This window comes from Allobosea sp. BE125 (assembly GCF_031456075.1).
GTDB lineage: Bacteria > Pseudomonadota > Alphaproteobacteria > Rhizobiales > Beijerinckiaceae > Allobosea.
Window position 1 is genome coordinate 69,136 of the sequence record NZ_JAVDTY010000007.1, and the last position, 23,434, is coordinate 92,569.

The window sequence follows — 23,434 nt, forward strand, 5'->3', positions numbered from 1 at the left end:
CGGAATGACGGGGAGGTTCCCGCGAATAACCGAGCCCGTCTCAGCCGCCGAACAGCTTCTGCAGCAGGTTCTTCTCCTGCTGTGGCGGCGGCACCCAGCTGCGTTCGCTGTCGGCCGTCTGCGTATTGGCCGGAGGCCTCGCGGCCGCGACCGGCGCGCCATTGTCGAAGATCGATTTCGGCCCGCTGCGCCAGAGCCCGCCCGGCAGCGGCGCAGGCTGCATGCCGGTATGGGCGGTCTTCATGTACTTCCCCCAGATCTCGGCCGGCAGCCCGCCGCCGGCGACCCGCTTCATCTGGCTGTTGTCGTCATTTCCGAGCCAGACGGCGGTGACGAGGCGGGCGGTGAAGCCGACAAACCAGGCATCGCGGAAATCCTGCGTCGTGCCCGACTTGCCGCCGACCTCCCAGCCGGGAATGTTGGCCTTGGTGCCGCTGCCGCTGATCATGACCTCATGGAACATGGTGTTCATCATCGAGAGCGTCTGCGGCTGCACCACGGCGCCGAAACCTGAGCCCTTGCGGGCATAGATCACCTTGCCGGAGGCCGATTTCACTTCGCGGATGACATAGGGCAGCACCGACTGCCCGCCATTGGCGAAGGTGGCATAGGCCGTGGTCAACTCCACCGGCGTGACCTCGGAGGTGCCCAGCGCCAGCGAAAAATTGGCCTGCAGGCTGGACGAGATGCCGAGGCGCTGCGCCGTGCGGACGACCTCCTTCGGCGTCACCTCCTGGATGAGCCGGGCGGCGATGGTGTTGAGCGAATGGGCGAAGGCGGTCTGCAGCGTCACCGGGCCGCGATAGCTCCGGGAATAGTTCTCCGGCTCCCAGCCCTTGATCGAGACCGGCGAATCGTCGCGGATCGTGTCCGGCGTCAGGCCTTGCTCCAGCGCGGTCAGATAGACGAAGGGCTTGAAGGACGAGCCCGGCTGACGCTTGGCGGCGGTGGCGCGGTTGAACTGGCTCTTGGTGTAGTCGCGCCCGCCGATCAAGGCGCGCAGCGCGCCGTCCGGAGCCATCGAGACGACCGCGCCCTGGCTGACGTTGAGCTTGCCGCCTTGGGCCGCCAGCGCCTCGACCAGCGTCGTCTCGGCCGAGGCCTGCAACTTCGTGTCGATCGTCGTCAGCACGGTGACATCGCCCTCGACTGCACCGATGAAGTCGTCGAGCACGTCCATGACATAGTCGGCGGCATAATTGACCGAGCCCGCGCCGCTGCGCTCGGCGGCTTCGGCCGGGGCGACCAGCGCCGTCTTGGCCGCGGCCTGCGAGATCAGGCCCTGATCGGCCATCGCCGCGATCACGAGCTGCGCCCGCTTCTCGGCGGCGTCCGGGTTGCGGTTGGGCGCGAGCCGCGAGGGCGCCTGCACGAGGCCAGCCAGCATCGCGGCCTCCGCGATCGTCACCGAGCGCGCCGATTTGTTGAAATAGCGCTGCGCCGCGGCCTCGACGCCATAGGCGCCCGAACCGAAATAGACGCGGTTCAGGTAGAGTTCGAGAATCTGGTTCTTGGAGTAGGTCCGCTCCAGCCACAGCGCCAGGATCGCCTCCTGGATCTTGCGCGCGGCGGTGCGTTCCTGGGTCAGGAACAGGTTCTTGGCGAGCTGCTGCGTCAGCGTCGAACCACCCTGCACGCCGCCGCTGCGGCGCAGATTGTTGACCACGGCGCGCGCCAGGCCGATGGGATCGATGCCGAAATGCTCGTAGAAGCGCCGGTCCTCGATCGCCACGAAGGCCTTGGGCAGATAGGGCGGCACCTCGCCGATGGTGATGGTGCGCCCGCCGGTCTCGCCGCGATTGGCGAGCAAGGTGCCGTCGGCCGCGAGGATCGCGATATTGGGCGGTCGCTTCGGCACGGTGAGCTGGTTGATCGGCGGCAATTGCGCGGCGTGATAGGCGATCAGCCCGCCCAGCCCGATGGCGCACCAGAGGCCGAGCACCATGGTCCAGTAGAACAGGCCGCCGAGCAGCGAGCGGCCTTTGCGCTTGCGCCGCCGGCCGCCACCGCCATTGCCGCCACCGCTGCGCTTGTCGCGTCGCGGGGCTTCGCGCCGCTCGTCATAACGGGCGGGCGCGCGGTTGCCGCGCCCAGGGCGATCGTCGTCGGACAGACGCATGTCGAAATCGTCGCGGCTTTCGTCGCGCCCGCGTTCGAATGACGGCTCGCGCCGTTCGCCCCGTCTCGCCTTGTCGTTCATTCCGCCCCGTTCAAGCCTGCCGGCACATTCTCAAAAAGGTAAAGCTGCCCTCGCGTCAAACAGGAGTGAAACATGGCGCTTTTAAGGGGTGGTTAAGCCTGGGGCAGACCGGGATGCGTCGCAGCGTCACGTGAACGTGAAGATGTTGCAATCATGCAAGCCTGTATCGCCGCGCGGAGAATATTGCGCCGCCTGCGACAATCTGCCTATCAAGCGCAAAATAAGCCTTCGGGTGGTGATGCCTCGATCGATTCTCCGCGGATCGACGAAGATTCAATGTCGAAATCGCAAGCTGTACAGAAAGAGAGATACATGCAGGCCCTCAACTCCCTCCAGCGCTACTCCCCCCAGATGCTCGGATTGCTGCGCATCGTCACGGCGCTGATCTTCATTGCCCATGGCACGCAGAAGCTGATCGGCTTCCCCGTGGCGCCGGCCAGCGGCCTTCCGGCCGCCTTCACGCTGTTCTGGTTCGGCGCGATCCTCGAGACGTTTGGCGGCCTGCTGCTGTTGGTCGGCTTCCTGACCCGCCCCGTCGCCTTCATCCTCGCGGGCGAGATGGCCTATGCCTACTGGATGTTCCACGCGCCCCGGAGCCTCTACCCGATCATGAACGGCGGCGACGCCGCGATCCTCTACTGCTTCATCTTCCTCTATCTCTTCGTCGCCGGCGCCGGCGCCTGGAGCGTCGATAACCGCAGCAAGGCCTGAGCTGGGCCGCAATCGGTCCCAACGATAAAAAAAGCCCGCCTTCCCCTGGGGAAGGCGGGCTTTTCGTTGCCTGGAAGTGAAATCAGACGGAGCCGGCGATCCAGCGCGACAGGTCGCTCTTGGGGGCGGCGCCGACCTTCTGCGAGGCCAGCTTGCCGTCCTTGAACAGCATCAGAGTCGGAATCGAACGGATGCCGAACTGGGCGGGGATCGCCTGGTTCTCATCGACGTTCATCTTCACGATCTTGACCTTGCCGTTCATCTCGCCGGCGATTTCCTCGAGCGCCGGGCCGATCATGCGGCAGGGACCGCACCATTCCGCCCAGAAATCCACCACGACCGGCTCGGAGGACTTCAGGACATCGGCCTCGAAGCTCGCATCGGTCACTTTGGTCGTCGCCATGGCTTGGTCGCCTTTCACAATCTGTTTGGCAGCAGCGCTGCATTCGCCGTGAAGCTATGAATGCGCAAGGCCCGGGTCAAGGCGCGGTCGCAGGCCCTTGAAGCAAGGCTAACCTGCCATTTTCGCCGGATCTGCCATTCTCGCCAGGACGGTATCGAGATCATGCGCGTCCGGTTCGAGCGTCGTCAGCGTCGCGGTGTAGATCGCCAGCGCCCGTACGCGGCGCCCGGGATAGATCGCCCCGACAAGCGCGCGATAGACAGCAAGCTGCGCCAGCGTCGTGGGTGGGATCGCGGCCGCATTCGCGGGAGGCCGCGCCGTGGTCTTGAAATCGGCGATCAGGACTTCATCCTGCGTCACGGCGAGCCGGTCTATCTGGCCCGACACCGCCCGCCGGGAACCATCCGCCAGCGCGATCGCGCCGGTGACCGGCACCTCGGCGAGCGAGCCTTCAGCGAACAGCGCGGCCAGCGCCGGTTCGCGCAGCAAGGCCAGCGCCGCCGTGACGATCCGCGCGCGCCGCTCAGTCGGCAAGCCGCCGCCGCGCGTCGCCGCCAGCGCCTGCGCGGCCGCCTCGCGCCGTGCGGCTTCGACCTCGGGCAATATCTGCAGCAGCAGATGCGCCAACCGGCCGGCGCTCGCGGCCTGGGCAAGGAAGGGGCCGTCGCCTGGTCGTTCGGCGCCGTCGGCGGCAGAGAGCGCGCTCGACGGCTTCAAGGGCGGTGCGGGCTCGTGCTCGCTCGGCGCGGGGCGGCCGAACCAGGCGGGGATCTCGATCGCGCCAGGCGCGTCCGGCGCCTTGGCGGGCTCGGCAGCGCGCGGAGCGGAAACGCGGAAGCGCTGCACCAGGCCCTGGCCATCGGGCGCGGCTATGTCCTGCAGGCCCTGTTCGGAGGCGGCGAGGCCAGCTGCGACCATCGCATACCAGCTGCCCTCGGGAGCTTCGCCCTTGGGTTGAGCTCCACAGACGATCAGGCGGTCCTCCGCCCGCGTCAGCGCGACATAAAGCAGGCGGTGATGCTCCTCGACCATCTGCTGCACGACCAGCGCCTTGGCGGCCCGCGTCGCCTCCGCATCCTCCGCGCCGGCCGGCGGCCAGAGCGGTACAGGCAGGCCGCGTGGCGGGTCGACGGCGAGGATCTTGGGCAAACGCTTGGCGCCGGGTTCGGGCGCGAGATCGGCCAGGATGACGATCTTCGCCTCCAGCCCCTTGGCGCCGTGCACGGTCATGACGCGGACCTCGCCGGCGCTGGCGGAGAGGTCGCGCTTCACATCCGCCGCCGTGCCGGAAATATGCTGCAGGAAACCGGCGAGCGAAGGACCATGGCGGCGCTCATGGTCGAGCGCCGCATTGAGGAAGGCGTCGAGCGCGTCGCCGGCCTCGGCGCCCAGATGCGCCAAAGCGAGATTGCGCCCGCCGCCGGGGCCGAGCAGCCCGGCGAAGAAGCGGAACGGCCCGGAACGCCCGGCCTCTTCCGCCAGGGCGGCCAGCTTGTGCTCGACCGCCGCATAGCGCGGCTCGTTCGCGCCGGCCTCTCGCAGCGCCTCGCGCAGCGAACCGGTACGCTCGGGCGCCATGCGCAGCAGATCGTCGTCGTCGAGTCCGATCAACGGCGTCTTCAATGCGGTCGCGAGCGTGAGGTCGTCATCAGGCAGCAGCAGCGTCCGCCCGAGCACGATCAGATCCTCGACCGCCGGGTGGTCGGCGAGCGTCAGACGGTCGCGGCCGGTGACGGGCACGCCTTCGTCCTTCAGCGCCTTGACGATCGTCTCGAACAGCGCCCCGCGCTGGCGCAGCAGGATCATCACGTCGCCGGGCGCGAAGGGGTGGCCGAGATCGTCCTGTCCGGCCCGGCTCCAGCGGCCGAGCACGCCGGCGATGCGGGAGGCCAGCTTGACGATGCCGCTGCGCCGCTCGGCCGCGTCGACCGGGGTCGTCCAGGCATCGGGCGGCTCGCCCTGGTCATTGGCGCAGAGCGGCCAGAGATCGACGCAGCCGGGGTCGTTGCGGCGCACCGTGTCATGCGTCTCGGGTCGCATAGCGCCGTCGAAGACCAGGCCGCGCGCATGGTCGGGCGCGGCGAAGACCGCATCGACGGCCTGCATGATGTCGCTGGTCGAACGGAAGGAGGTGTTGAGGCTGACCGGCTCGAAACGCTGCCCGGCTTCCGCGATGCGTCGGCCGAGCCGCTGGCGCTCGTCGCCAAAAGCCTTCGGCATCGCGCCCTGGAAGCCGTAGATCGACTGCTTCTCGTCGCCGACGACGAAGACGGTGCGTGGCTTGAGCGCGTCCTCGCCTGCGCCGAGGCCGGTGCTGAACTCCTCGGCAAGCTTGCCCAGGATCGCCCATTGCGCCTCGCTGGTGTCCTGCGCTTCGTCGAGCAGGATGTGGTCGATGCCGGCGTCGAGCTTGTAGAGCACCCAGGTCGCCTCGACGCGGGAGAGCAGCGAGCGTGTCTTGGCGATCAGGTCGTCATAATCGAGCAGTGAACGCTCGCTCTTCAGGCGCTGATAGGAGGCGAGCATCCGCGTCACCAGCAGCGCCAAGGCATGGCTGCGGTCGCGAATGGCGATGGCGTTGAGCTGGTCGCTCGCTGCGAGCACGCCGGCTGCGAGGCTTTCCAGCACCGAGAGCAGATCCGGCTCGAATTCGGATTTGCCCTTGCCGCGGATATTGGCGTTGATGCCGCCGGCCTCGGTGATGAAGCCGCGCCGGCAAAGGGCAACCGGGTCGCTGTCGCCTTGTCCGGCGAGCAGCGTGCGCAGATTCGCGGCGAAAAGCTGCCGCGTCGCGCTGCCTGCTTCGAGACCGGCGATCAGGCGCGGCAGCCCGCCCATCCCGGCGAGCGTCCGGCGGAAGGAGGCCTGCACCTCCTCGGCGGTCAGGTCGGGCGCGATGCGCAGGAAGGCCGCCATGCCGTTGCGCATCTGGCCGGCGTCTCGTGCCCGCCCTTGCGCATCGCTGAACAAGGCGCGCTGGCGCAGCGCCTCCTGCATCATCGCATCGAATGTGTCCTGCGCCGCCTGCCGGGCGAGCAGGTCGAGCGCCTTGGCTTCCGCGCCCTCCGGATCGGCTGCGACCAGCGCCAGCAAGGCGCGGCGCGCATCGCGCAGCATCTCGGCCTGGGCCAGATCATCCGCGACCTCGAAGCGCGGCGGCACATTCGCCTCGAAAGGGGCCGATTGCAGCACCCGCGTGCAGAAGGCGTGGATGGTCTCGATCTTCAGGCCGCCCGGCGTCTCCAGCGCCTGCGCGAAGAGCCGCCGCGCCGTCGCGCGCTGGCCGGAGGAGGAGGCTTTTCCGGTCAGCGCCGTGAGCAGCTCGGTCAGGCCGTCGTCGGGCATGGTCGCCCATTCCGAGAGCGCCTTGAAGATGCGGTTCGCCATATTGGCGGCCGCCGCCTTGGTATAGGTGATGCAGAGCATGCGGCCGGGCTCGACACCGTCGAGCAGCAATCGCAGCACGCGGTTGACCAGCACATAGGTCTTGCCCGAGCCGGCATTGGCCGAGACCCAGGCGCTGAGGCGCGGGTTGGCGGCGAGCGCCTGCCTTTGCTGCGTCAGCGGCGGAATCTGGGGTGCCGACCTCATGCCTCGCCCCCCTCATCCTCGCCGGCGGCGGCCGACCATTCCTTGACGCGGGCGAGCTGGTCATAGGGGCTGGCATATTTGATGTAGTCGGGCGCGCGCCGCGAGACGAAGGCTTCGCGCCCGCTGCGGAGCGCGTCGAGATGCTGCAGCAGGCGCTCCAGATGGCGCGCGGCGACATCGGCCAAAGGCTCGCCGTCGAAATCGAGCGGCTTGTCCTTGGCCCAGGCCTTCGGATCATGATGCAGCTTGAGATAGAGCACCGCCTCGACCGGCGTCGGACCGATCAGGTCGCGGAAGCCGGCGCGGGCTGCGAGCTCCGCTTCCAGCGTCAATTGCGGCGCGAAACCCTTCTCGACCTGCGCCTTGCTCGGCGGCGCGCCGGTCTTGAAGTCGATGATCCTGAGCTTCGGCTCATGCGTCACCTCGATGCGATCGGCCCGGCCGCTCAATCGCAGTTCGGCGCCGTCAGCGAGCGTGAAGGCGAAGCCCGTGCCGCGTTCGACGGCGACGCGCGCCAATGTCCCGCGCCGCCTCCCCTCCCAGGCGATGAAATGGTCCGCCGTGAGCAGGAAGCGCGGCCACCAGAAGGCGCGTACCTCCGGGGTATCAGTGAAATCCTCGAACAGCCGGTCTGCGATGGCGATCAGGCGGCCGAGCGCATCGGCCGGCAATTGCTCGGGATAGGTCTGCGCGAAGGTCGCCACGATGTCGTGCAGCAGGCTGCCGCGATCAGCGGCTGTGGGATCCTCGATCAAGGGGTCGAGCGCGTCGAGCTTCAGGATCTTGCGGGCATGGATCTGATAGGGGTCGCGATAGAGCGTCTCGACATCGGTGACGCTGAGCGAGAGCGGCTGGAGATGCCGCGCCGGCCTCGGCGCGGGCCGTCCCGTCGGCCGCACCGGCGCGGGTGCGCTGAGCTGGTCGGCGAGAGCGATCAATCGGTCACCGGCCGCGCTCGCCTGGCTCCAGAGCGTTGGTGGCGTCACCGCTTTCAGCCGCAGCCAGAAACGTGAGGCGATGGTCTCGGATTCACCGGCCTTGCGCGCCCGCGTCAGCGTCACCTGCCTTGCCATCAGCGCCTGCAAGAAGTCATGCGCGGTCTGGCCGATCCTCCGCTCTGGCTGCGACAGCTTGAGCTCGGTCCGCATTGGCCGGTTGATGAAGGAATCCGTCTTCGTCTCCGGCGGCCAGACCAGCTCGTTCAGCCCGCCAAGTACGATATGGTCGGCTTCGAGCAGGCGGGCTTCGAGCAGACCCCAGATCTTGACGCGCGGATGGCCGCCGCCTGACCGCCTGACCACGCGCTCCGCCAGCAGCCCGTCGAGGATCGCGATGAAGTCCTGTGCCCGCCCGCCTGCGGGCATGTCGGCTTCCGCACCGGTGAGATCGTCGAAGAGCCCGGCCAGCGCCTCGCCGTCGGCGCCCGTGAAGGCGAGCGTGTGTCCGTCCGGGCCGCAGGCAAATGCCTCGATCGCGGATTTCGCCGCGGCGGCCGTGGCGGCAAGCGAGGCGTCCGGTGCCTGCAAGGTGTCGGTCAGCGGGCCGAGTGCTGCACAGAGCGTATCGAGAAGCTGAGCGGCAGCGGCCTGATCCTCGGGCTTGAGCCGTCGGCGCGGGCCCGGCGCGTGCGATTCCAGCTTGAGCTCCGCCAGGCCGGCCAGGGCGACGCGTAGACCGTCCAGCCCCTTGGCCACCGAGACGCCGCGCCAACTGCCGATCTCCAGCGTAGCCGCCCCACGCGCGACGGCCTCGGGCGTCAGCCCCAACCGGCAGAGCGGATGCGCCAGCAGGGCGACCAGGCTCGCCGGGCTCGCCTGCGTCAAAGCGGCTTCCAGGATCAATCGCAGCAGCGCGCCGGCCGGCCAGCGCGCCAACGGCAGGCCGGCGGAATCGTCGATCTCGATGCCCCAGCGCCGCAGCTCGACGCCGACACGCTCGGCCAGCCCGCGATCGGGCGTGATCAAAGCCGCTTGCCGACCCGGCTCCTCGAGCGTCTCGCGCAGGGCGATTGCGACAGCCAGCGCCTCCTCGCGCTCGGCCGAGGCCTCGACGATGCGCAGATCGCGAAAACCGGCTTGCGAGCTCGCAACGCTGATGCGATCTCCCAGATCGGCCCAGGCCTCGGTCACCGAGGCTGGTAGCAGGGCCTCGCGCAGCAGGATCTCCCGGCTCGCGCGGCAGGCGTCGGGCTCTGCCAATGAGCGGACATCGGCGCGAGTGGCTTCGAGAATCTGCATGAGATGATGCAGCGCCGCCTGCGGATGCGATGGTGCAGGCTCGGTCTCGATCGCGCTCCAGGCTCTTTCCGGCAAGGCGAGATCGAGGCCCGGCAGCACGACCGCTCCGTTCGGCAGGCGCGCGATGGCCGCGAGCAGCCGCGCTGTCGCCGGGATCGTGCCGGTCGAGCCTGCGGCGATGATCGGCCCCGTCGCGCCGCCTGCGAGCAATCGCTCCCGCTCGGCCGCGAGCATGGCGTTGCGGAAGGCGGCCGGGTCGCAGGCGTCGCGCTCGGCCAGTATCGCCGGCCAGGCCTCGCCCAGGATCGCCAGGAAGCTGGCGTTGAGCTGCCAGATCTTGTCGAAGCGCGTCGCATCCAGCGTCCGCAGCCGCTCGACCGGGACGCCCTCTGTCTGCAATTGGTCGAGCAGCGCGGCGAGGTCGCCGGCAAGCCCGTAAGCCTCGGCGAGCGTGGCGGGGACGAGCGAGGGCTCGGCCGGATCGAGCTTGAGATGGCTGCGATTGGCTGATTTGCCCCAGGCGTCGACCAGCCGCGTCAAGAGCATGCGCCTGACCAGCGGGTCGATCGGCGCGACGCGCTCATCCGTCCAGGCGCCGGCGCCGATCAGGGCGGTCTCGGCCTCGTCGACATCGCCGAGCGGCACGATCCGCGGCAGCAGCAGCGGCTGGCCGCCGAGCTTGTCCGAAAGACTGGCGGCGAAGGCCCGCGCGGCCCGGCGCGTCGGCAAATAGAGCGTCGCGCGCGCCATCGCGGCGGGATCGTCGGGGTCGTGGATCCTGCCGAAGCGGCCATCCAGCATCGCCTGCGCCAGCACCTCCAGGAAGGGTGCGCCGGCGGGAATGCTGAAGAGGTTGAGTTCAGGCATCGAGCGCCTGCGCCGCCGCGAAGGCGGCTTCGGCGGGCGCGATTTCATGCGGCGCGCCGACATGCAGCCATTGCCCTTCGAGCATATGGCCGAAGAGTCGGCCCGCGGCGATGGCGCGGTCGAACAGCAGGTTGAGCGAGAACGGCCCGTCCGGGGTCCCGGCGAAGAACGGCGAGGTCAGCACGGCGACACCCGCAAAGATATAAGGGGCACTGGCGGCCTCGCCCCGCCGCGTCAACCGTCCCTCCTCGTCGCGGAAGAAATCACCCTTGCCGCCGGCCCCCACGCTGGTTTCGCGCCGGGCGAGGAGGAGCAGCATGTCCATGCGCTTCGGATCCCAGGCTTGTGCCATCGCCGCGAAGTTGGAGATGCCGGTCTCGCTCCAGAGCGAATCCGAATTGACGCTGAAGAACGGCCCGTTGCCGAGCAGCGGCAGCGCCTTCCTGGTGCCGCCTCCCGTCTCCAGCAGCGCGGCCCGCTCATCGGAGATCACGATCCGGGGGCTCGTCCTGCCCGCGACATGCGTCTCGATCTGCCCGGCGAGATGGTGGACATTGACCACCACCTCCTCGACGCCGGCCTCGGCCAGCCGATCGAGCGCATGATCGAGCATCGCCTTGCCGCCGATCCTGATCAGCGGCTTGGGCAGCGTATCGGTGATCGGCCGCATACGCTGGCCCAGCCCGGCTGCCAGAACCATGGCCCGGCGGATTGGTGGCGATGCGGCTTGCGTCACGCGAATCTCCTGAGCGGGGCGAATCTGCGCGATCCATAGCGCGTCATGGCTGGGCTTGTCCCGACCATGACGACGCAAGCCGAATTCAGTTCGCCGCAAACAGCTTCGGCAGATGCGCCTGATACCAGCCCTTGAGCTCTTCGAGCGCGGGATGCTCGAGATTGCGGCGCAGATAGGCTTCGATGCGCGGGAGGTGCTCGAGATAGGCGGGCTTGCCGTCGCGCCGGTCGAGCCGGGCGAAGATGCCGGCGATCTTGGTGTTGCGTTGCGCGCCGAGGATCGCATAGGCGCGGGCGAAGCCGGCGAGGTCGAAAGCGGGATCGTCGCCGCGCCGCGCCGCGCCATAGGCCGCGAGCAGTCTGAGTTCCAGGGCGGCTGGCACGTCGACGCGCGCATCCTGGCCCAATGAGACGAGGTCATAGGCTGGGTGGCCGAGCACCGCGTCCTGGAAATCGATCAATCCGAGCTGGGCAAGCCCCTGGCGCTTCGGCAGCCAGATCAGGTTGGGCGAATGGAAATCCCGCAAGGTCCAGGTCGAGGGCGCTTCCAGGATCTCGTCGAAGAGCCGGCCCCAGATTCGCCCGAACTCGGCCTGGGTCACCGCCGGCAGCGTCACGCCGGCGATATGGGGCGCATACCATTCCAGGATCAGCTCGGTCTCGATCGCCAGCGCGCCGCGGTCATAATCGGGCACGATATGGTCGCGGCCCTCAGTGACGGGCAGGATCGTCGGCAAGGTATGGCGGTGCAAATCGGCGAGCAGGCGGGCCGCGGCCTCGTAGCGCTCCGGGATCGGGCCATCCGCGTCGAGCACGCCCTCCTCGCCGAGATCCTCGATCAGCAGCAGTCCGGTCGAGAGATCCTGGGCCAGGATTTCCGGCGCGGAATAGCCCAGCGAATGCAGGCCGCGGTCCATCGCCACGAAGGCGTCGATGGTCTCGGCCAGATGCGCGATGGCGCTGTAGGCCTTGCCTTGCCGGATGGCAGGTCCGTCCGGACGCGGCGGCGAGATCATCAGGATCGCGCTTTCGCCATTGCTGCGCATCAAGCGCTCATAGGCGCGGCTGGAGGCATCGCCCTGCATGAAGTCACGTTGCGCGTCGCCCCAGCCGGCATCGTCGAGCATATGCCGCGTGGCGATCGCGATGCTCAGCCGCTGCCGCCAGAGCACGCCGCCGGCAAGCGTCGCGATGCGGCCCGTCTCGGGGTTTCCCGGATCGACGTCGAGCACGATGTCGAGCCGGCGTCCGGCGGGCAGCCGCGTTCCGGCGCGGTCGGGCCACTCGACCAGGGTGACGATGCGCTCGAGATCCTCGATCAGCCCGATATCGTCGAGCTCGTCGGATGAACGGACGCGGTAGAGATCGGCATGGAGCACGGTGCCGCGCGGCGTGTCGTAGCTCTGCACCAGGGTGAAGGTCGGGCTCGGCGCTTCCAGCGCCGGATCGCCGGCGAGTTCGCGCAGGATCGCCCGCGCCAATGCCGATTTCCCGGCGCCGAGATGGCCCGATAGCGCGACGATGTCGCCCGGCTTCAGGATGGCGGCGAGGTCGGCCGCCAGCCGCGCGGTTGCCGCCTCATCGACCAGCAGGAGCCGATGCGCGCCGCCTTTCGCCAACTCGTCGCTCATTCCGCCGCATCCGAAAGCGGCACGCCCTCGGACGGGAACACGGCGGTCACCCGCGTGCCGCGCCCCGGCGCCGAATCGAGCTCGACGCGCCCGCCATGCAGTTCGACGATCGAGCGCACGATCGAGAGGCCCAGGCCGACGCCGCGATGGTTGGAGCCGAGCGAATGGCTCTCGAAGCGGTCGAACACCTTCTCCTTCACCTCGGCGGGGATGCCGCGGCCCTGATCGCTGACGGTGATGCGGACATGGCCGCCGCTGCGCTCTGCGCCGACCGTAATGGTCTGGCCCGGCGAGGAGAAGCCGATCGCATTCGAGATCAGGTTGAACAGCACCTGGCGCAGCCGCTTGCCGTCGGCGCGCAACGGCCCTGTGTGCGGAGCGATCTCGACCTGCAGCTTCATCTTGCTGTCGGTCAATCGGTCGTGCAGCCCTGCCGCCGCCTCGGCGATGGTCTCGGCGACGTCGACCTCGTTCAGCTCCAGCGTCAGCGCGCCGTTGTCGATCGTGGCGAGATCCAGAATGTCGTTGATGATCGCAAGCAGCGCGCCCGAGGAGCGCACGATATGGGAGGTGTAGTCGCGCTGCTTCTCGTTCAGCGCGCCGATCGCCTCCGTTCCCAGCAACTGTGCGAAGCCGATGATGTTGGTCAATGGCGAGCGCAGCTCATAGGAGACGTGGTGAACGAAGTCCTCGCGCAGGCGAGAAACCTTCTCCAGCGCTTCGTTCTTCTCGGTCAGGGCGCGTTCGACGTTCACGCTCGCGGTCACGTCGGCAAACGAGATCAGGGTCGCGCCGTCCGGCAGCGGCGCCGCGGCGCAGTCGAGCACCGAGCCGTCGCGCCGTTCCATCCGGCAGCCATAATCCTCGCGCGCGTCGCGCACGCCGGTGATGACGCTGTGCAGCTCGCTCCAGACCTCGTCCTGCGGAAAGAGCGGCCGGCACAGCCTGACGATCTCGTCGATATGGGGTGCGGCGCCGGCAATGTCGGGCTGAATCCGCCAGGCCTGGGCGAAGGCTGGGTTGGAGAGCTTGAGCCGCCCGTCCGAGCCGAACACGGCGACGCCCTCGCGCAGCGAATCCAGCGTCTCGCGCTGGGTGCGGGAAAGCGCGTTGAAGCGCGATTCCAGCGTGAAGCGCTCGGTCACGTCGTCGAGCAGATAGGTCACGCCGCCTTGCGGATTGGGGCTGGCGACGACATGGATCGTGCGCCCGTCGGGCAGATACCACCAATCCTCGATGGCGCGTGTCGCGGTATAGGCGGCCTGCACGCTGGCTTTCCAGCTGCGGTAGTCGCCGAGTTCAGGCAGGCGGCGCTCGGCCCGGAGCCGGTCGAGGATCTCGCTGTCGCTGGGCTGGCCGTCGAGGAAGCCGGCATCGAGTGACCAGAGCGTGTCGAAACCGGAGTTGCGGTAGACCAGGTGCTGCGTGGCGTCGAACACCGCGACCGCCGTCTTCAAACGGTCCAGCGTGCGCACATGGGCGTCCATCTGGCGCTGCAGATCGGTCCGCACGGCCTCCAATTCACTCATATCGGTCGCGATGCCGGCAAAGCCCACAGGCGTCGGCAGTTCGAGGATGTCGAGCGTCCGGCGTTGCCCGGCGACGACGGCCGGCGCCCGCACCGAGAAGACGCGCCCCTCGCGCCTTGCCTTGGCCGCGGCTTCGCGCTCGCCCCGGTCGAGCAGCTCGAGGCCGCTCTTGGTCGCCTCCAGGCCGTCAGTGGCCTCCACGGCGCGCGCATAGGCGGCGTTGCACCAGGTCAGGCGTCCGTCCGTTGTGCGCGTCCAGGCCGGCTGCTGCAGGCCCGCCAGCAAGGCGATCAGGGCGGAATGATCGGAAGAGAGGCGCTCCAGATCGCCGCGCAAGGTCATGACCTGCGCACGTTCGCCGGTGACCTCGCGGAAGCGGATCACCGCGCGCCCAGCGACGGGACGGCCCTCGACATCGATATAGGGGCCGGTCTTGGCGCGCAGCGTGAAGCCGAAGGCCTCGCCGCGCTCTTTCAGCGCATCCGTGGCGAGCTCCAGTTTCTTGGCTTCGACCGGGGGGGCCCAGGCGCCATAGGCGAGCGCCAGTGTCGCGCCCGGCGCGCCGAGGAAGCCGCTGTCGCCTTCGAAGATCGGCTGGGCGTCGCGCCCGCTCCAGCTGACCACGACCTGCGGGTCGGCGGCGAGCAAGGCGGCAAGGCGGTCCTGATGGCCACGCGCGGCTTCGAGCTCGCCCGCCATCTCGGTTTCACGGCGGTGCCAGCGTGCCCGTTCGCGCACATAGATCAGCGAGGTCGTCGCGGCGAAAACGGTGAGGCCGATGAGCAGGAGCGACAGGCTTCCCGTGCTCAGCGTCTCCGTGCGCAGCGGGGTAAGCCAGTCGGCCTGGGCGAATGTCGCGGTCGGTGCCTGCGCGACAGCGAGGCCGGGAAGAACCGCGTGGCTGCGCCAACCGCCGCCGCTTCGTTTCTGTCGCCTCGACCGTCTCATCCTGCGTCCGTTATCGTTGAAGGCGGCGGGTAGCCTGCCTGGCCACCCAAGCACGCTTCAGAATCGGGCTTGAGGCCGGTCGCTACGCCGTCCTCCTGGACCCGACGCAACGCCTGCCACCACGCCAACCACATCAGAGCGTCGATCCGGCCCACGCAAAGGGCGAGCCCGAATCAGCCCCACTCTAATCGTCCGTAGACTCCGGCAGGAAGTGCTTAATGGATGGTAAATCGGGCGAATTTCGAAATCGCGCCACAGATCTCCAACAATCGTCAATCAGTAGACGATAGATCGCATCGAGTTACTATTAGTAGTAGTTTTGGTGAAGCGCGCGCCTCTTCCAAAAAAGAAAAAGGCCCGGCGATTGTGCCGGGCCTGATCCGATTTTGCCGATACCGACTGTCAGTAGCGGTAGAGTTCCGGCTTGAACGGGCCCGTCGGCGCCAGGCCGAGATACTTGGCCTGGGCGTCATTGAGCACGGTGAGCTTGGCTCCGACCTTGGCCAGATGCAGCGCCGCGACCTTCTCGTCGAGATGCTTGGGCAGGGTGTAGACCTTGTTCTCGTATTTGGCGTGGTGGTTCCAGAGCTCGACCTGGGCCAGCGTCTGGTTCGAGAACGAGCAGGACATCACGAAGGAGGGGTGCCCGGTCGCGTTGCCGAGGTTCACCAGGCGGCCTTCCGAGAGCAGGATGATGCGCTTGCCGTCGGGGAACTCGACCTCGTCGACCTGCGGCTTGACGTTGTCCCATTTGAAGTTCTTCAGGCCGGCGACCTGAATCTCCGAGTCGAAATGGCCGATATTGCAGACGATGGCGCGGTGCTTCATCGCGCGCATGTGGTCGACGGTGATCACGTCGAGATTGCCGGTGGCGGTCACGAAGATGTCGGCGCGCGGAGCGGCCTCTTCCATGGTGACGACCTCATAGCCCTCCATCGCCGCCTGCAGCGCGCAGATCGGGTCGATTTCGGTGACGAGCACGCGGCAGCCGGCCTGGCGCAGCGAGGCGGACGAGCCCTTGCCGACGTCGCCATAGCCGCAGACGACCGCGACCTTGCCCGACATCATCACGTCGGTGCCGCGGCGGATGGCGTCGACCAGCGACTCGCGGCAGCCATAGAGATTGTCGAACTTCGACTTGGTGACGGAGTCGTTGACGTTGATCGCCGGGAACGGCATGCGGCCGGCCTTGGCCAGCTCGTAGAGGCGGTGCACGCCGGTGGTGGTCTCTTCCGAGACGCCCTTGATCGCGGCGCGCGTCTTGGTGAACCAGCCGGGATTGGCCTTGAGCTCGCGCTTGATCAGCTTGAAGAAGATGGTCTCTTCCTCATTGCCCGGCTTGTCCAGGAACTCGGCCTTGCCGGCTTCGGCCTCGGCGCCGAGGATGATCAGCATGGTCAGGTCGCCGCCATCGTCCAGGATCATGTTGGGCGTGCCGCCGTCGCCCCAGGTCGCGGTCTTGAGGACGTATTCCCAATACTCTTCCAGCGTCTCGCCCTTGATGGCGAAGACGGGGGTGCCGGTCGCGGCAATCGCGGCGGCGGCATGGTCCTGGGTCGAGAAGATGTTGCAGGACGACCAGCGCACATCGGCGCCGAGTTCCTTCAGGGTCTCGATCAGCACGGCGGTCTGGATGGTCATGTGCAGGCAGCCGGCGATGCGCGCGCCCTTGAGCGGGTTCTTGCCCTTGTGCTCGGCGCGGATCGCCATCAGGCCCGGCATCTCGTCCTGGGCCATGTTGATTTCCTTGCGGCCGTATTCCGCGAGGCTGATGTCCTTGACGATGTAATCGGTCTTCGACACGGGGCTGCTCCACTGCTGGTTCTGGAATGACGGGCGGGTCTTTAGCAGCGTGGGCGGCAGAGCGCAATCAAAGATATAAAGATGTCTTTATGTCCTTGATCCGTTCGAGGGCGAGAGTCGGCAGCGCAAGGTCGATCCTGTTGGCCGGCGCTTTGCCGGGCCAGAGCATTTTCGAGCGAAGTGGACACCGGTTCGCGCAAAGAAAATGCGATATAACAAGGAGCTAGAGCGTTTCAGCGATTCGGAAGAAACGCGGAAACGCTCTAGGAGGAGACAGCAGATTTTGCGCGCCGCTTGCGACGCCACTTCGGAGACAGGCCTTGTCCATCGACGCCGCAGCCTTTCAGCCCTGCCCCTTGCTCGACGCCGCCGTCATCGCCCGCGAGGCCTTCACCGTCTCGATCCTTGATGCCCTGCGCGCCCGGAGCTTGGACGGGCCGGGCGTGACCCGAACCTCCTACATGGCGGGCGAACAGGCAGCCCATGATCTGATCGCCGATCTGGCGCGCGGGCTGGGCCTAGCGATCTCGGTCGATGCGGCGGGCAATCTGTCGGCGCGCTTCGCCGGCAGGCATCCGGAGCGTCCGGCCTGGATCACCGGTTCGCATCTGGACTCGGTGCGCCAGGGCGGCAATTTCGACGGAGCGGCCGGGGTCATCGCCGGATTGGTCGCGATCGCGGCGATGATCGACGCCAGGCTCCAACCGGATTGCGACATCGTTCTGATGGCGTTCAGGGCGGAGGAGAGCAGCGCCTGGTTCGTCGGGCGCCATGGCGGCCATTTCGGCAGCCGCGCCGCGCTTGGCCTGCTCTGGGAGGGCGAACTCGACAGCGCGACCCATGTCACAACCGGCCGTTCGCTGCGCACGATGATCAACGAGGCCGGTTTCGATGCGGCCCGCATCCAGGCCGGACCACCGATCCTGAACCCGACCGATATCGCGGGCTATATCGAACTGCATATCGAGCAGGGGCCGATTCTGGAGAACCGCGCGCTTCCCGTCGGCATCGTCACCGGCATCCGCGGCGCCTATCGCGCCCGCACGGCCAGGGCGCTCGGTGCCTACTCGCATTCCGGGGCGGTTCCGCATGAGTACCGCCAGGACGCCGTCTTCGCGACGGCCGATCTGGTGATGGCGCTGGACGGCGAATGGAGCCGCCGCCGCGCGGCGGGGGAGGATCTCGTGGTCACGGTCGGGAAATTCTCGACCGAGGCGGAATTGCACTCGATCACCAAGGTGCCCGGCCAGGTCGATTTCGCTATCGACATCCGCAGCCAGGACGTGGCGGTGCTCGATGGCATGGAAGCTTTTCTGCGCGCGAGCGCCCGTGACATCGCGGCCCGGCGCGGCGTCTCCTTCGGGCTCGACCCGTTCGACCGGTCGACGCCCGCCTTGATGGATGCCGGGCTGGTCGCGGCGCTTCAGGCCAGCGCGAGCGGATTGTCGATCCCGTTCCTGACGATGGCGAGCGGCGGCGGGCATGACGCCCAGGATTTCGCCGATGCCGGCATTCCCGCCGCGATGCTCTTCGTGCGCAACGACAAGGGCAGCCACAATCCGGCCGAGGCCATGGCGATCGCCGATTTCATGCAGGCGACGCGCGTGCTGGCGAATGTCCTGTGCGCGATGACGATGCCTGGATCGGCCCAGGCATGCCCGCTCGGTTGATGGCGAGCTACTCGCCCTCGCCGAACTTGTCGGCCACCAGCGCTTCCAGCGCCTTCAGCGCCTGTTCCGCCTCGCGCCCCTTCGCCACCACGGTGATGGTCGAGCCGATGCCGGCTCCCAGCGTCAGGATGCCCATGATCGAGGTCGCACCGACCGTCTCGCCGCAGCGGGTCACGGTGATGTCGGCGTCGAAATTCGAGGCGCATTGCACGAATTTCGCCGTGGCGCGGGCGTGCAGCCCCTTCTTGTTGACGATCGGCAATTCGCAATAGAGCGCGCCGGCCGGGATCACGGGCTCGGGGCAGTCGCAATCCTCGTCGTCTTGCCGCTCGTCCACCTGGCTGCTCGTCTTCATCTGGTCAGCGCCTATTTGCCGGCCAGAACGCGGCTGGCGACGGTGATGTATTTCCGTCCGGCATCCTGCGCGCTGGTCACGGCCTCGTCGAGGCTCTTTTCCTCGCGCACGCTGGCGAGCTTGATCAGCATCGGCAGGTTGACGCCGGCGACGACGTCGATGCGGCCGGGCTCCATCACCGAGATGGCGAGATTCGAGGGCGTGCCGCCGAACATGTCGGTCAGCACGATGACGCCCCGGCCGGTTTCGACCTCCTCGACGGCTGCGATGATATCGCGGCGTCGACCCTCCATGTCGTCATCGGGGGCGATGGCGATGGTGGCGAGGTTTTTCTGGGGGCCGACGACGTGTTCGAGCGCGGCGCGGAATTCCGTCGCCAAATGCCCATGCGTCACGAGGACGAGTCCGATCATTCACTATGGCGCCTGGAGAGCGCGCGTGGCGCCCGGACAAGGTCGCGGTTTATGCGGCAGGTGCGAGATATGCGCAAGCCGGCGCGCTTAAAACTTGTCGAAATCCCGACTTAAGGCTGATCCAGAAACAGTTTTAAGGCTGCCAGGACCAGCCTTTCATCGCCGGAACGGCCCGCCAGCCTGAGGCGCGGCAGGTCGATGCCCGCCAAACGGTCGATCAGATCTTCCGGTTCAGGCATCCGCGCCGGTTCCTCCGCGAGCAGATCGACGATCAGCCGGACCTGGACCGCCGGCAGATGGGGCTCTGGCGTCAGGCCGAGCCCGCGCCGCTCGACGAGCCCTTCCAGCGGCGCGACCGGGCGGGCGAGCAGGCGGCCGGCATGGCCGGCGATCTCGGTGCGATCATCGGCCACCAGCCTGGCGAAGGACCCTGCTTGCGTGGCAGTCGCAATCAGCGCCAGCGCCAGCGTCGATTTGCCAGAACCGGACGGGCCGCGGATGAGAATGCCGGCCTCGCCGATCGCGATGGTGCTGGCATGGATGCGGCTGGCAGGGCTGCCGCTGGATTGCTCGCTCGTCACACTCATCTGCTTCAGGCCGCCAGCGGCACGGCCGGCAGCCGGACGATGAAGCGGGCGCCGATGCGCGGCTGCTCGCCGTCGCCATCAGCCGGGCCGAGGCGGTTCTCGGCCCGGATCGAGCCGCGATGAGCCTCGACGATCTGGCGCGAGATCGAAAGGCCCAGGCCGGAGTTCTGGCCGAAACCCTCATTGGGCCGGTCGGTGTAGAAGCGCTCGAAGACGCGTTCCAGCGCATGTGGCTCGATGCCTGGGCCGTCATCCTCGACGGTGATCAGCACGTCGGCCCCTTCGCGCGACAGCGTGACGCGCACCGGCTTGTCGGCCGGCGAGAAGGAGCGGGCATTGTCGATCAGGTTGACCAGAACCTGGCCCAGCCGTGAATCATGGCCCATCACCAGGAAGCCGTCGCGCCCGCCCGGCCGCTGGCCGCGCCGCTCGGTCTTGAGCTCGATGCCGGCGCGCGCCTCATGGCGGGTCTCGTTCTGCACCGAGACGACCGCATCGAGGACCTGCCCGATATCGACCGGGGCGGCGTCGTTGCGGGCGAGTTCGGCGTCGAGCCGCGAGGCGTCGGAAATATCCGAGATCAGGCGGTCGAGCCGGCGCACATCATGCTGGATCACCGCGAGCAGCCGGCCGCGCGACTCGTTGGATTTGGCGCGCGGCAGCGTCTCGACGGCGCTGCGCAGCGAGGTCAGCGGATTCTTCAGCTCATGAGCGACATCGGCGGCAAAACTCTCGATCGCCTCGATCCGGCTGTAGAGCGCCTTGGTCATCTCCCGCAGCGACCCCGAGAGATGGCCGATCTCGTCATGCCGGCCGGCGAAATCGGGAATCTGCTCGCGCGATTTGACGCCCTTGCGCACGCGCTGCGCCGCCTCGGCGAGCTTGCGGATCGGCTCCGCGATGGTGCCGGCGAGCAGCACCGAGAGCACGATCATCACGCCGGCGGCCACCGTGAAGACCTGGAGGATCGCGTAGCGCTCGGAGGCGATGATGGCGTCGATGTCGCCGCCCTGCGTCGAGAGCAGCAGCACGCCCTTCAGCGCACGGAAGCGCTGTACCGGCACGGCGACGGAGACGATGGTCTGCCCGCGCGTGTTGACGCGCACGACGCTGGCCGGGGTGCCGTTCAGCGCGCGCGCCACCTCGGGATAGGACTTGCCGTTGGCGTTCTCGAAATCGTCATAGGTGGGAACGTCGGCCCGGCCGAGCCGGTTGCGCAGCATGTTCCAGGTGCGCTCGAGCAAGGGTGTCTCGTCGGGCTCGCCGACGCGCGGCAGATCGAGCCGGAGCACGTCGCCGCGCGAATAGAGATTGCGCGAATCCAGCGTCAGCAGCCCGTCCTTGTCGTAGACCCGCGCCCGCGTCTTGGTCGGTGTCACCAGCCGGCGCAGCAGCGGCGCGACCTTTTCGGGGTTGATCGAGAAATCGAGCGGGTCCTCCGGGATGCCGGCGCTCTCGCCCGCCTGCAACTGGAGCAGCTTGTCGGGGTCGATGGTGATGGTGTCGGTCTCGACCGTCGCCGAGGCCGAGATCGCACCGGCGATGATCTCGCCTTGCGTCAGCAGGCTCTGCACCCGCGATTCGATCAGCCCCTCGCGGAACTGGTTGAGATAGAGGAAGCCGAGCAGCAGCGCGACGAGCCCTGCCAGGTTGAGGACGACGATACGCCGCGTCAGGCTGGAGGCGGCGCGGGAGGAGATGGCGCGCAGGCTGCGCCGGCCGAACACGGCCAGACGCTTGCGCAGCATGGGCGCGAAGCGCTGCGTGCGGATTACAATCCTGCGTTCGTCATCGACCGTCGCCATAGGCCTCAAGCGCCCTGTATTTTCCTGAGCAGCCTACAGTCCATAACAGCCTCTAGTCCAAGGCCACCATCTTCGGGAGCGTTTCGGGGGAATCGCGCCGCGAGGAACGGTTCAGTATGCGCTGCCGCTGCGAAGTGGCGCATCGGTCGAGACGCCGCTTCGCGGTTCTCCGGGATGAGGGCTGAAAACCGCGTCCCCCGATGCTCAGCTTTCCTTGAATCGATAACCGACGCCGTACAAGGTCTCGATCATGTCGAAATCGACATCGACCTGATTGAACTTCTTGCGCAGGCGCTTGATGTGGCTGTCGATGGTGCGGTCGTCGACATAGACCTCGTCGTCATAGGCTGCGTCCATCAGCGCGTTGCGGCTCTTCACCACGCCCGGGCGCTGCGCCAGCGATTGCAGGATCAGGAACTCGGTCACGGTCAGCGTCACCGGCTCGTTCTTCCAGGTGCAGGTGTGGCGCTCCGGGTCCATGCGCAGCAGGCCGCGCTCCAGCGCCTTGGCGTCCTCCGGGCGGGCCGGGGCGCCGACATCCTTGGCGCCGGCGCGGCGCAGGATCGCCTTGACGCGCTCGACCAGGAGCCGCTGCGAGAAGGGTTTGCGGATGAAGTCGTCCGCGCCCATCTTCAGCCCGAAGAGCTCGTCGATCTCCTCGTCCTTCGAGGTCAGGAAGATCACCGGCAGGTCGGATTTCTGGCGCAACCGGCGCAGCAGCTCCATCCCGTCCATGCGCGGCATCTTGATGTCGAAGATCGCCAGGTCCGGTGGGTTCTGCTTCAGCCCATCGAGCGCCGAGGCGCCGTCGGTATAGGTCATGATCCGGTAGCCCTCGGCTTCGAGCGCGATGGACACCGAAGTCAGGATGTTGCGGTCGTCATCGACCAGCGCAATTGTTGGCATAAGTTTTACGTCTCTTGGCCGCGTTGCAATAAATGGGTCCACTCTCGCGAGAGAGCGGCCAAACCGTGGCTGCAATCTAGCGATGGCGTGACAGTTCCGCTACCGTCATCAGAATAAGGCGGGAAAGGCGAAGAGGTTCCGTGGTGCAAGACCCCGTCAGGCTGGATCAAGACCCCGTCAGGCGGAATGAAAACCCCGTCAGGTCGGATCAAGACCCGGTCAGGTCGAATAACGAGCCGGTCAAACCGAGCGAGAACCCTGCCCGAACGACCAATCCAATCAGGCCGACCGATGAGACGGCGCGTGGATTGGCACGAAATCTCTTGCGTAGCGCGCGCTTCGGCTCACTCGCGACCTTGGGTCAGGACGGCCACCCTGCCGCGACATTGACGAGCCTTGCCACCGACAGCGACGGCACGCCATTGATCCTGGTCTCGGCGCTCTCAGCCCATACCGGCAACCTGATCGCCGATCCGCGCGCCTCGCTCCTGATCGCGCCGGGCGGCAAGGGCGATCCGCTGGCCCATGCCCGCATCACGCTCAAGCTCAGGGCGCGGCGCATCGCGCGGGAGACGGAGGAGGGCCTGCGCATCCGCCGCCGCTTCCTGGCGCGCCAGCCCAAGGCCGCACTTTATGCCGATTTCGGCGATTTCTCGTTCTTTGCGCTCGGTATCGAGGCTGCGAGCCTGAATGGCGGCTTCGGCAAGGCCTATGAATTGGGGCCGGCGGATATCCTGAGCGAATCGACCCGGGCGCAGGCCCTGGCCGAGATCGAGGAGGGCGCGGTCGCGCATATGAATGCCGACCATGCCGAGGCGCTCAAGCTCTATGCGCGGGTGCTGCTCGGAGCGCGCGACGGGGCTTGGCGGGCGACCGGGCTCGATCCGGACGGGCTCGATCTCGCGCTCGGCGATGCCGTGCTGCGGCTCGGATTTCCCGCTTCCGTGGATGGTCCGGCGAGCTTGCGGACGATGTTGGCGGAGCTTGCTGCAAAGGCTCGTTCCGAGACCTGAACGGGGTTTACCATTTCGGGTCATTTTAAA

At 67.5% G+C, this 23,434-nt stretch carries 16 protein-coding genes; 3 read left to right on the forward strand and 13 right to left on the reverse strand.

From position 1 onward, the window contains the following. Window positions 1-40 precede the first annotated feature (40 nt). Window positions 41-2,200 carry a transglycosylase domain-containing protein gene (locus tag J2Y55_RS16705; protein ID WP_404978954.1) on the reverse strand — a complete coding sequence of 720 codons (2,160 nt, stop codon included), beginning with the start codon at window positions 2,198-2,200 and terminating at the stop codon, window positions 41-43. Window positions 2,201-2,512: 312 nt separating this feature from the next. Here J2Y55_RS16705 and J2Y55_RS16710 point away from each other — a divergent pair, with 312 nt between their 5' ends. Beyond that, complete coding sequence (locus J2Y55_RS16710; RefSeq protein WP_310155535.1) at window positions 2,513-2,911, forward strand: DoxX family protein; 399 nt, start codon at window positions 2,513-2,515, stop codon at window positions 2,909-2,911. Between the two features lie 82 nt (window positions 2,912-2,993). Here the strand turns inward: J2Y55_RS16710 and trxA are convergent, their stop codons facing one another. From trxA to ahcY, 7 genes are all read right to left on the reverse strand, one after another. Then, window positions 2,994-3,314 carry a thioredoxin gene (gene trxA / locus J2Y55_RS16715; protein WP_069689150.1) on the reverse strand — a complete coding sequence of 107 codons (321 nt, stop codon included), beginning with the start codon at window positions 3,312-3,314 and terminating at the stop codon, window positions 2,994-2,996. 108 nt (window positions 3,315-3,422) lie between these two features. Then, on the reverse strand, window positions 3,423-6,905 hold the full coding sequence (gene addA, locus J2Y55_RS16720; protein WP_310155541.1) for a double-strand break repair helicase AddA: 3,483 nt from the start codon (window positions 6,903-6,905) through the stop codon (window positions 3,423-3,425). Next, a complete protein-coding gene (gene addB / locus J2Y55_RS16725; RefSeq protein ID WP_310155543.1) occupies window positions 6,902-10,009 on the reverse strand; it encodes a double-strand break repair protein AddB in 3,108 nt (1,035 codons plus the stop codon). The genes addA and addB overlap by 4 nt, the downstream gene beginning before the upstream one ends. Further along, window positions 10,002-10,709 (reverse strand): nucleotidyltransferase family protein, encoded by a 708-nt coding sequence (locus tag J2Y55_RS16730; RefSeq protein ID WP_310156277.1) that lies wholly within the window; start codon window positions 10,707-10,709, stop codon window positions 10,002-10,004. Before J2Y55_RS16730 ends, addB begins: the two co-directional genes overlap by 8 nt. A gap of 121 nt (window positions 10,710-10,830) precedes the next feature. Further along, the gene (tsaE, locus tag J2Y55_RS16735; protein WP_310155549.1) at window positions 10,831-12,375 is read right to left on the reverse strand and encodes a tRNA (adenosine(37)-N6)-threonylcarbamoyltransferase complex ATPase subunit type 1 TsaE; all 1,545 of its coding nucleotides are present in this window, start codon (window positions 12,373-12,375) and stop codon (window positions 10,831-10,833) included. Beyond that, on the reverse strand, window positions 12,372-14,852 hold the full coding sequence (locus tag J2Y55_RS16740; protein WP_310155552.1) for a sensor histidine kinase: 2,481 nt from the start codon (window positions 14,850-14,852) through the stop codon (window positions 12,372-12,374). Before J2Y55_RS16740 ends, tsaE begins: the two co-directional genes overlap by 4 nt. Window positions 14,853-15,254: 402 nt before the next feature. Then, window positions 15,255-16,655, reverse strand: coding sequence for an adenosylhomocysteinase (gene ahcY / locus J2Y55_RS16745; protein ID WP_310155555.1), 1,401 nt, complete (start codon window positions 16,653-16,655; stop codon window positions 15,255-15,257). 320 nt (window positions 16,656-16,975) lie between these two features. Between ahcY and J2Y55_RS16750 the strand changes: the two genes are divergently transcribed. Beyond that, window positions 16,976-18,325 (forward strand): hydantoinase/carbamoylase family amidase, encoded by a 1,350-nt coding sequence (locus J2Y55_RS16750; RefSeq protein WP_310155557.1) that lies wholly within the window; start codon window positions 16,976-16,978, stop codon window positions 18,323-18,325. A 7-nt stretch (window positions 18,326-18,332) separates the two neighbouring features. Here the strand turns inward: J2Y55_RS16750 and J2Y55_RS16755 are convergent, their stop codons facing one another. The 5 genes from J2Y55_RS16755 to J2Y55_RS16775 all read right to left on the reverse strand — a co-directional run bounded on the left by J2Y55_RS16755 (window position 18,333) and on the right by J2Y55_RS16775 (window position 22,391). Further along, entirely contained in the window at window positions 18,333-18,680 is a 348-nt protein-coding gene (locus J2Y55_RS16755) for an HPr family phosphocarrier protein (protein ID WP_310155560.1), read from the reverse strand. A gap of 11 nt (window positions 18,681-18,691) precedes the next feature. Continuing rightward, the gene (locus J2Y55_RS16760; RefSeq protein ID WP_069689157.1) at window positions 18,692-19,093 is read right to left on the reverse strand and encodes a PTS sugar transporter subunit IIA; all 402 of its coding nucleotides are present in this window, start codon (window positions 19,091-19,093) and stop codon (window positions 18,692-18,694) included. 110 nt (window positions 19,094-19,203) lie between these two features. Further along, a complete protein-coding gene (locus J2Y55_RS16765) occupies window positions 19,204-19,680 on the reverse strand; it encodes an HPr kinase/phosphorylase (protein WP_310155566.1) in 477 nt (158 codons plus the stop codon). 5 nt (window positions 19,681-19,685) lie between these two features. After that, on the reverse strand, window positions 19,686-21,485 hold the full coding sequence (locus J2Y55_RS16770) for a stimulus-sensing domain-containing protein (RefSeq protein ID WP_404978955.1): 1,800 nt from the start codon (window positions 21,483-21,485) through the stop codon (window positions 19,686-19,688). Window positions 21,486-21,689: 204 nt separating this feature from the next. Further along, window positions 21,690-22,391: a response regulator transcription factor gene (locus tag J2Y55_RS16775; protein WP_069689160.1), complete on the reverse strand. Its 702-nt coding sequence runs from the start codon at window positions 22,389-22,391 to the stop codon at window positions 21,690-21,692. Between the two features lie 278 nt (window positions 22,392-22,669). Here J2Y55_RS16775 and J2Y55_RS16780 point away from each other — a divergent pair, with 278 nt between their 5' ends. After that, a complete protein-coding gene (locus tag J2Y55_RS16780; RefSeq protein ID WP_310156283.1) occupies window positions 22,670-23,404 on the forward strand; it encodes a HugZ family pyridoxamine 5'-phosphate oxidase in 735 nt (244 codons plus the stop codon). The last annotated feature ends 30 nt before the right edge of the window (window positions 23,405-23,434 follow it).

What these genes read in the sequence shown, in the direction of transcription:
- J2Y55_RS16705 (WP_404978954.1), bottom strand. Translation starts at nt 2,200, where the DNA reads ATGAACGACAAGGCGAGACGGGGCGAACGGCGCGAGCCGTCATTCGAA.
- J2Y55_RS16710 (WP_310155535.1), top strand. Translation starts at nt 2,513, where the DNA reads ATGCAGGCCCTCAACTCCCTCCAGCGCTACTCCCCCCAGATGCTCGGA.
- trxA (WP_069689150.1), bottom strand. Translation starts at nt 3,314, where the DNA reads ATGGCGACGACCAAAGTGACCGATGCGAGCTTCGAGGCCGATGTCCTG.
- addA (WP_310155541.1), bottom strand. Translation starts at nt 6,905, where the DNA reads ATGAGGTCGGCACCCCAGATTCCGCCGCTGACGCAGCAAAGGCAGGCG.
- addB (WP_310155543.1), bottom strand. Translation starts at nt 10,009, where the DNA reads ATGCCTGAACTCAACCTCTTCAGCATTCCCGCCGGCGCACCCTTCCTG.
- J2Y55_RS16730 (WP_310156277.1), bottom strand. Translation starts at nt 10,709, where the DNA reads ATGGTTCTGGCAGCCGGGCTGGGCCAGCGTATGCGGCCGATCACCGAT.
- tsaE (WP_310155549.1), bottom strand. Translation starts at nt 12,375, where the DNA reads ATGAGCGACGAGTTGGCGAAAGGCGGCGCGCATCGGCTCCTGCTGGTC.
- J2Y55_RS16740 (WP_310155552.1), bottom strand. Translation starts at nt 14,852, where the DNA reads ATGAGACGGTCGAGGCGACAGAAACGAAGCGGCGGCGGTTGGCGCAGC.
- J2Y55_RS16755 (WP_310155560.1), bottom strand. Translation starts at nt 18,680, where the DNA reads ATGAAGACGAGCAGCCAGGTGGACGAGCGGCAAGACGACGAGGATTGC.
- J2Y55_RS16760 (WP_069689157.1), bottom strand. Translation starts at nt 19,093, where the DNA reads ATGATCGGACTCGTCCTCGTGACGCATGGGCATTTGGCGACGGAATTC.
- J2Y55_RS16765 (WP_310155566.1), bottom strand. Translation starts at nt 19,680, where the DNA reads ATGAGTGTGACGAGCGAGCAATCCAGCGGCAGCCCTGCCAGCCGCATC.
- J2Y55_RS16770 (WP_404978955.1), bottom strand. Translation starts at nt 21,485, where the DNA reads ATGGCGACGGTCGATGACGAACGCAGGATTGTAATCCGCACGCAGCGC.
- J2Y55_RS16775 (WP_069689160.1), bottom strand. Translation starts at nt 22,391, where the DNA reads ATGCCAACAATTGCGCTGGTCGATGACGACCGCAACATCCTGACTTCG.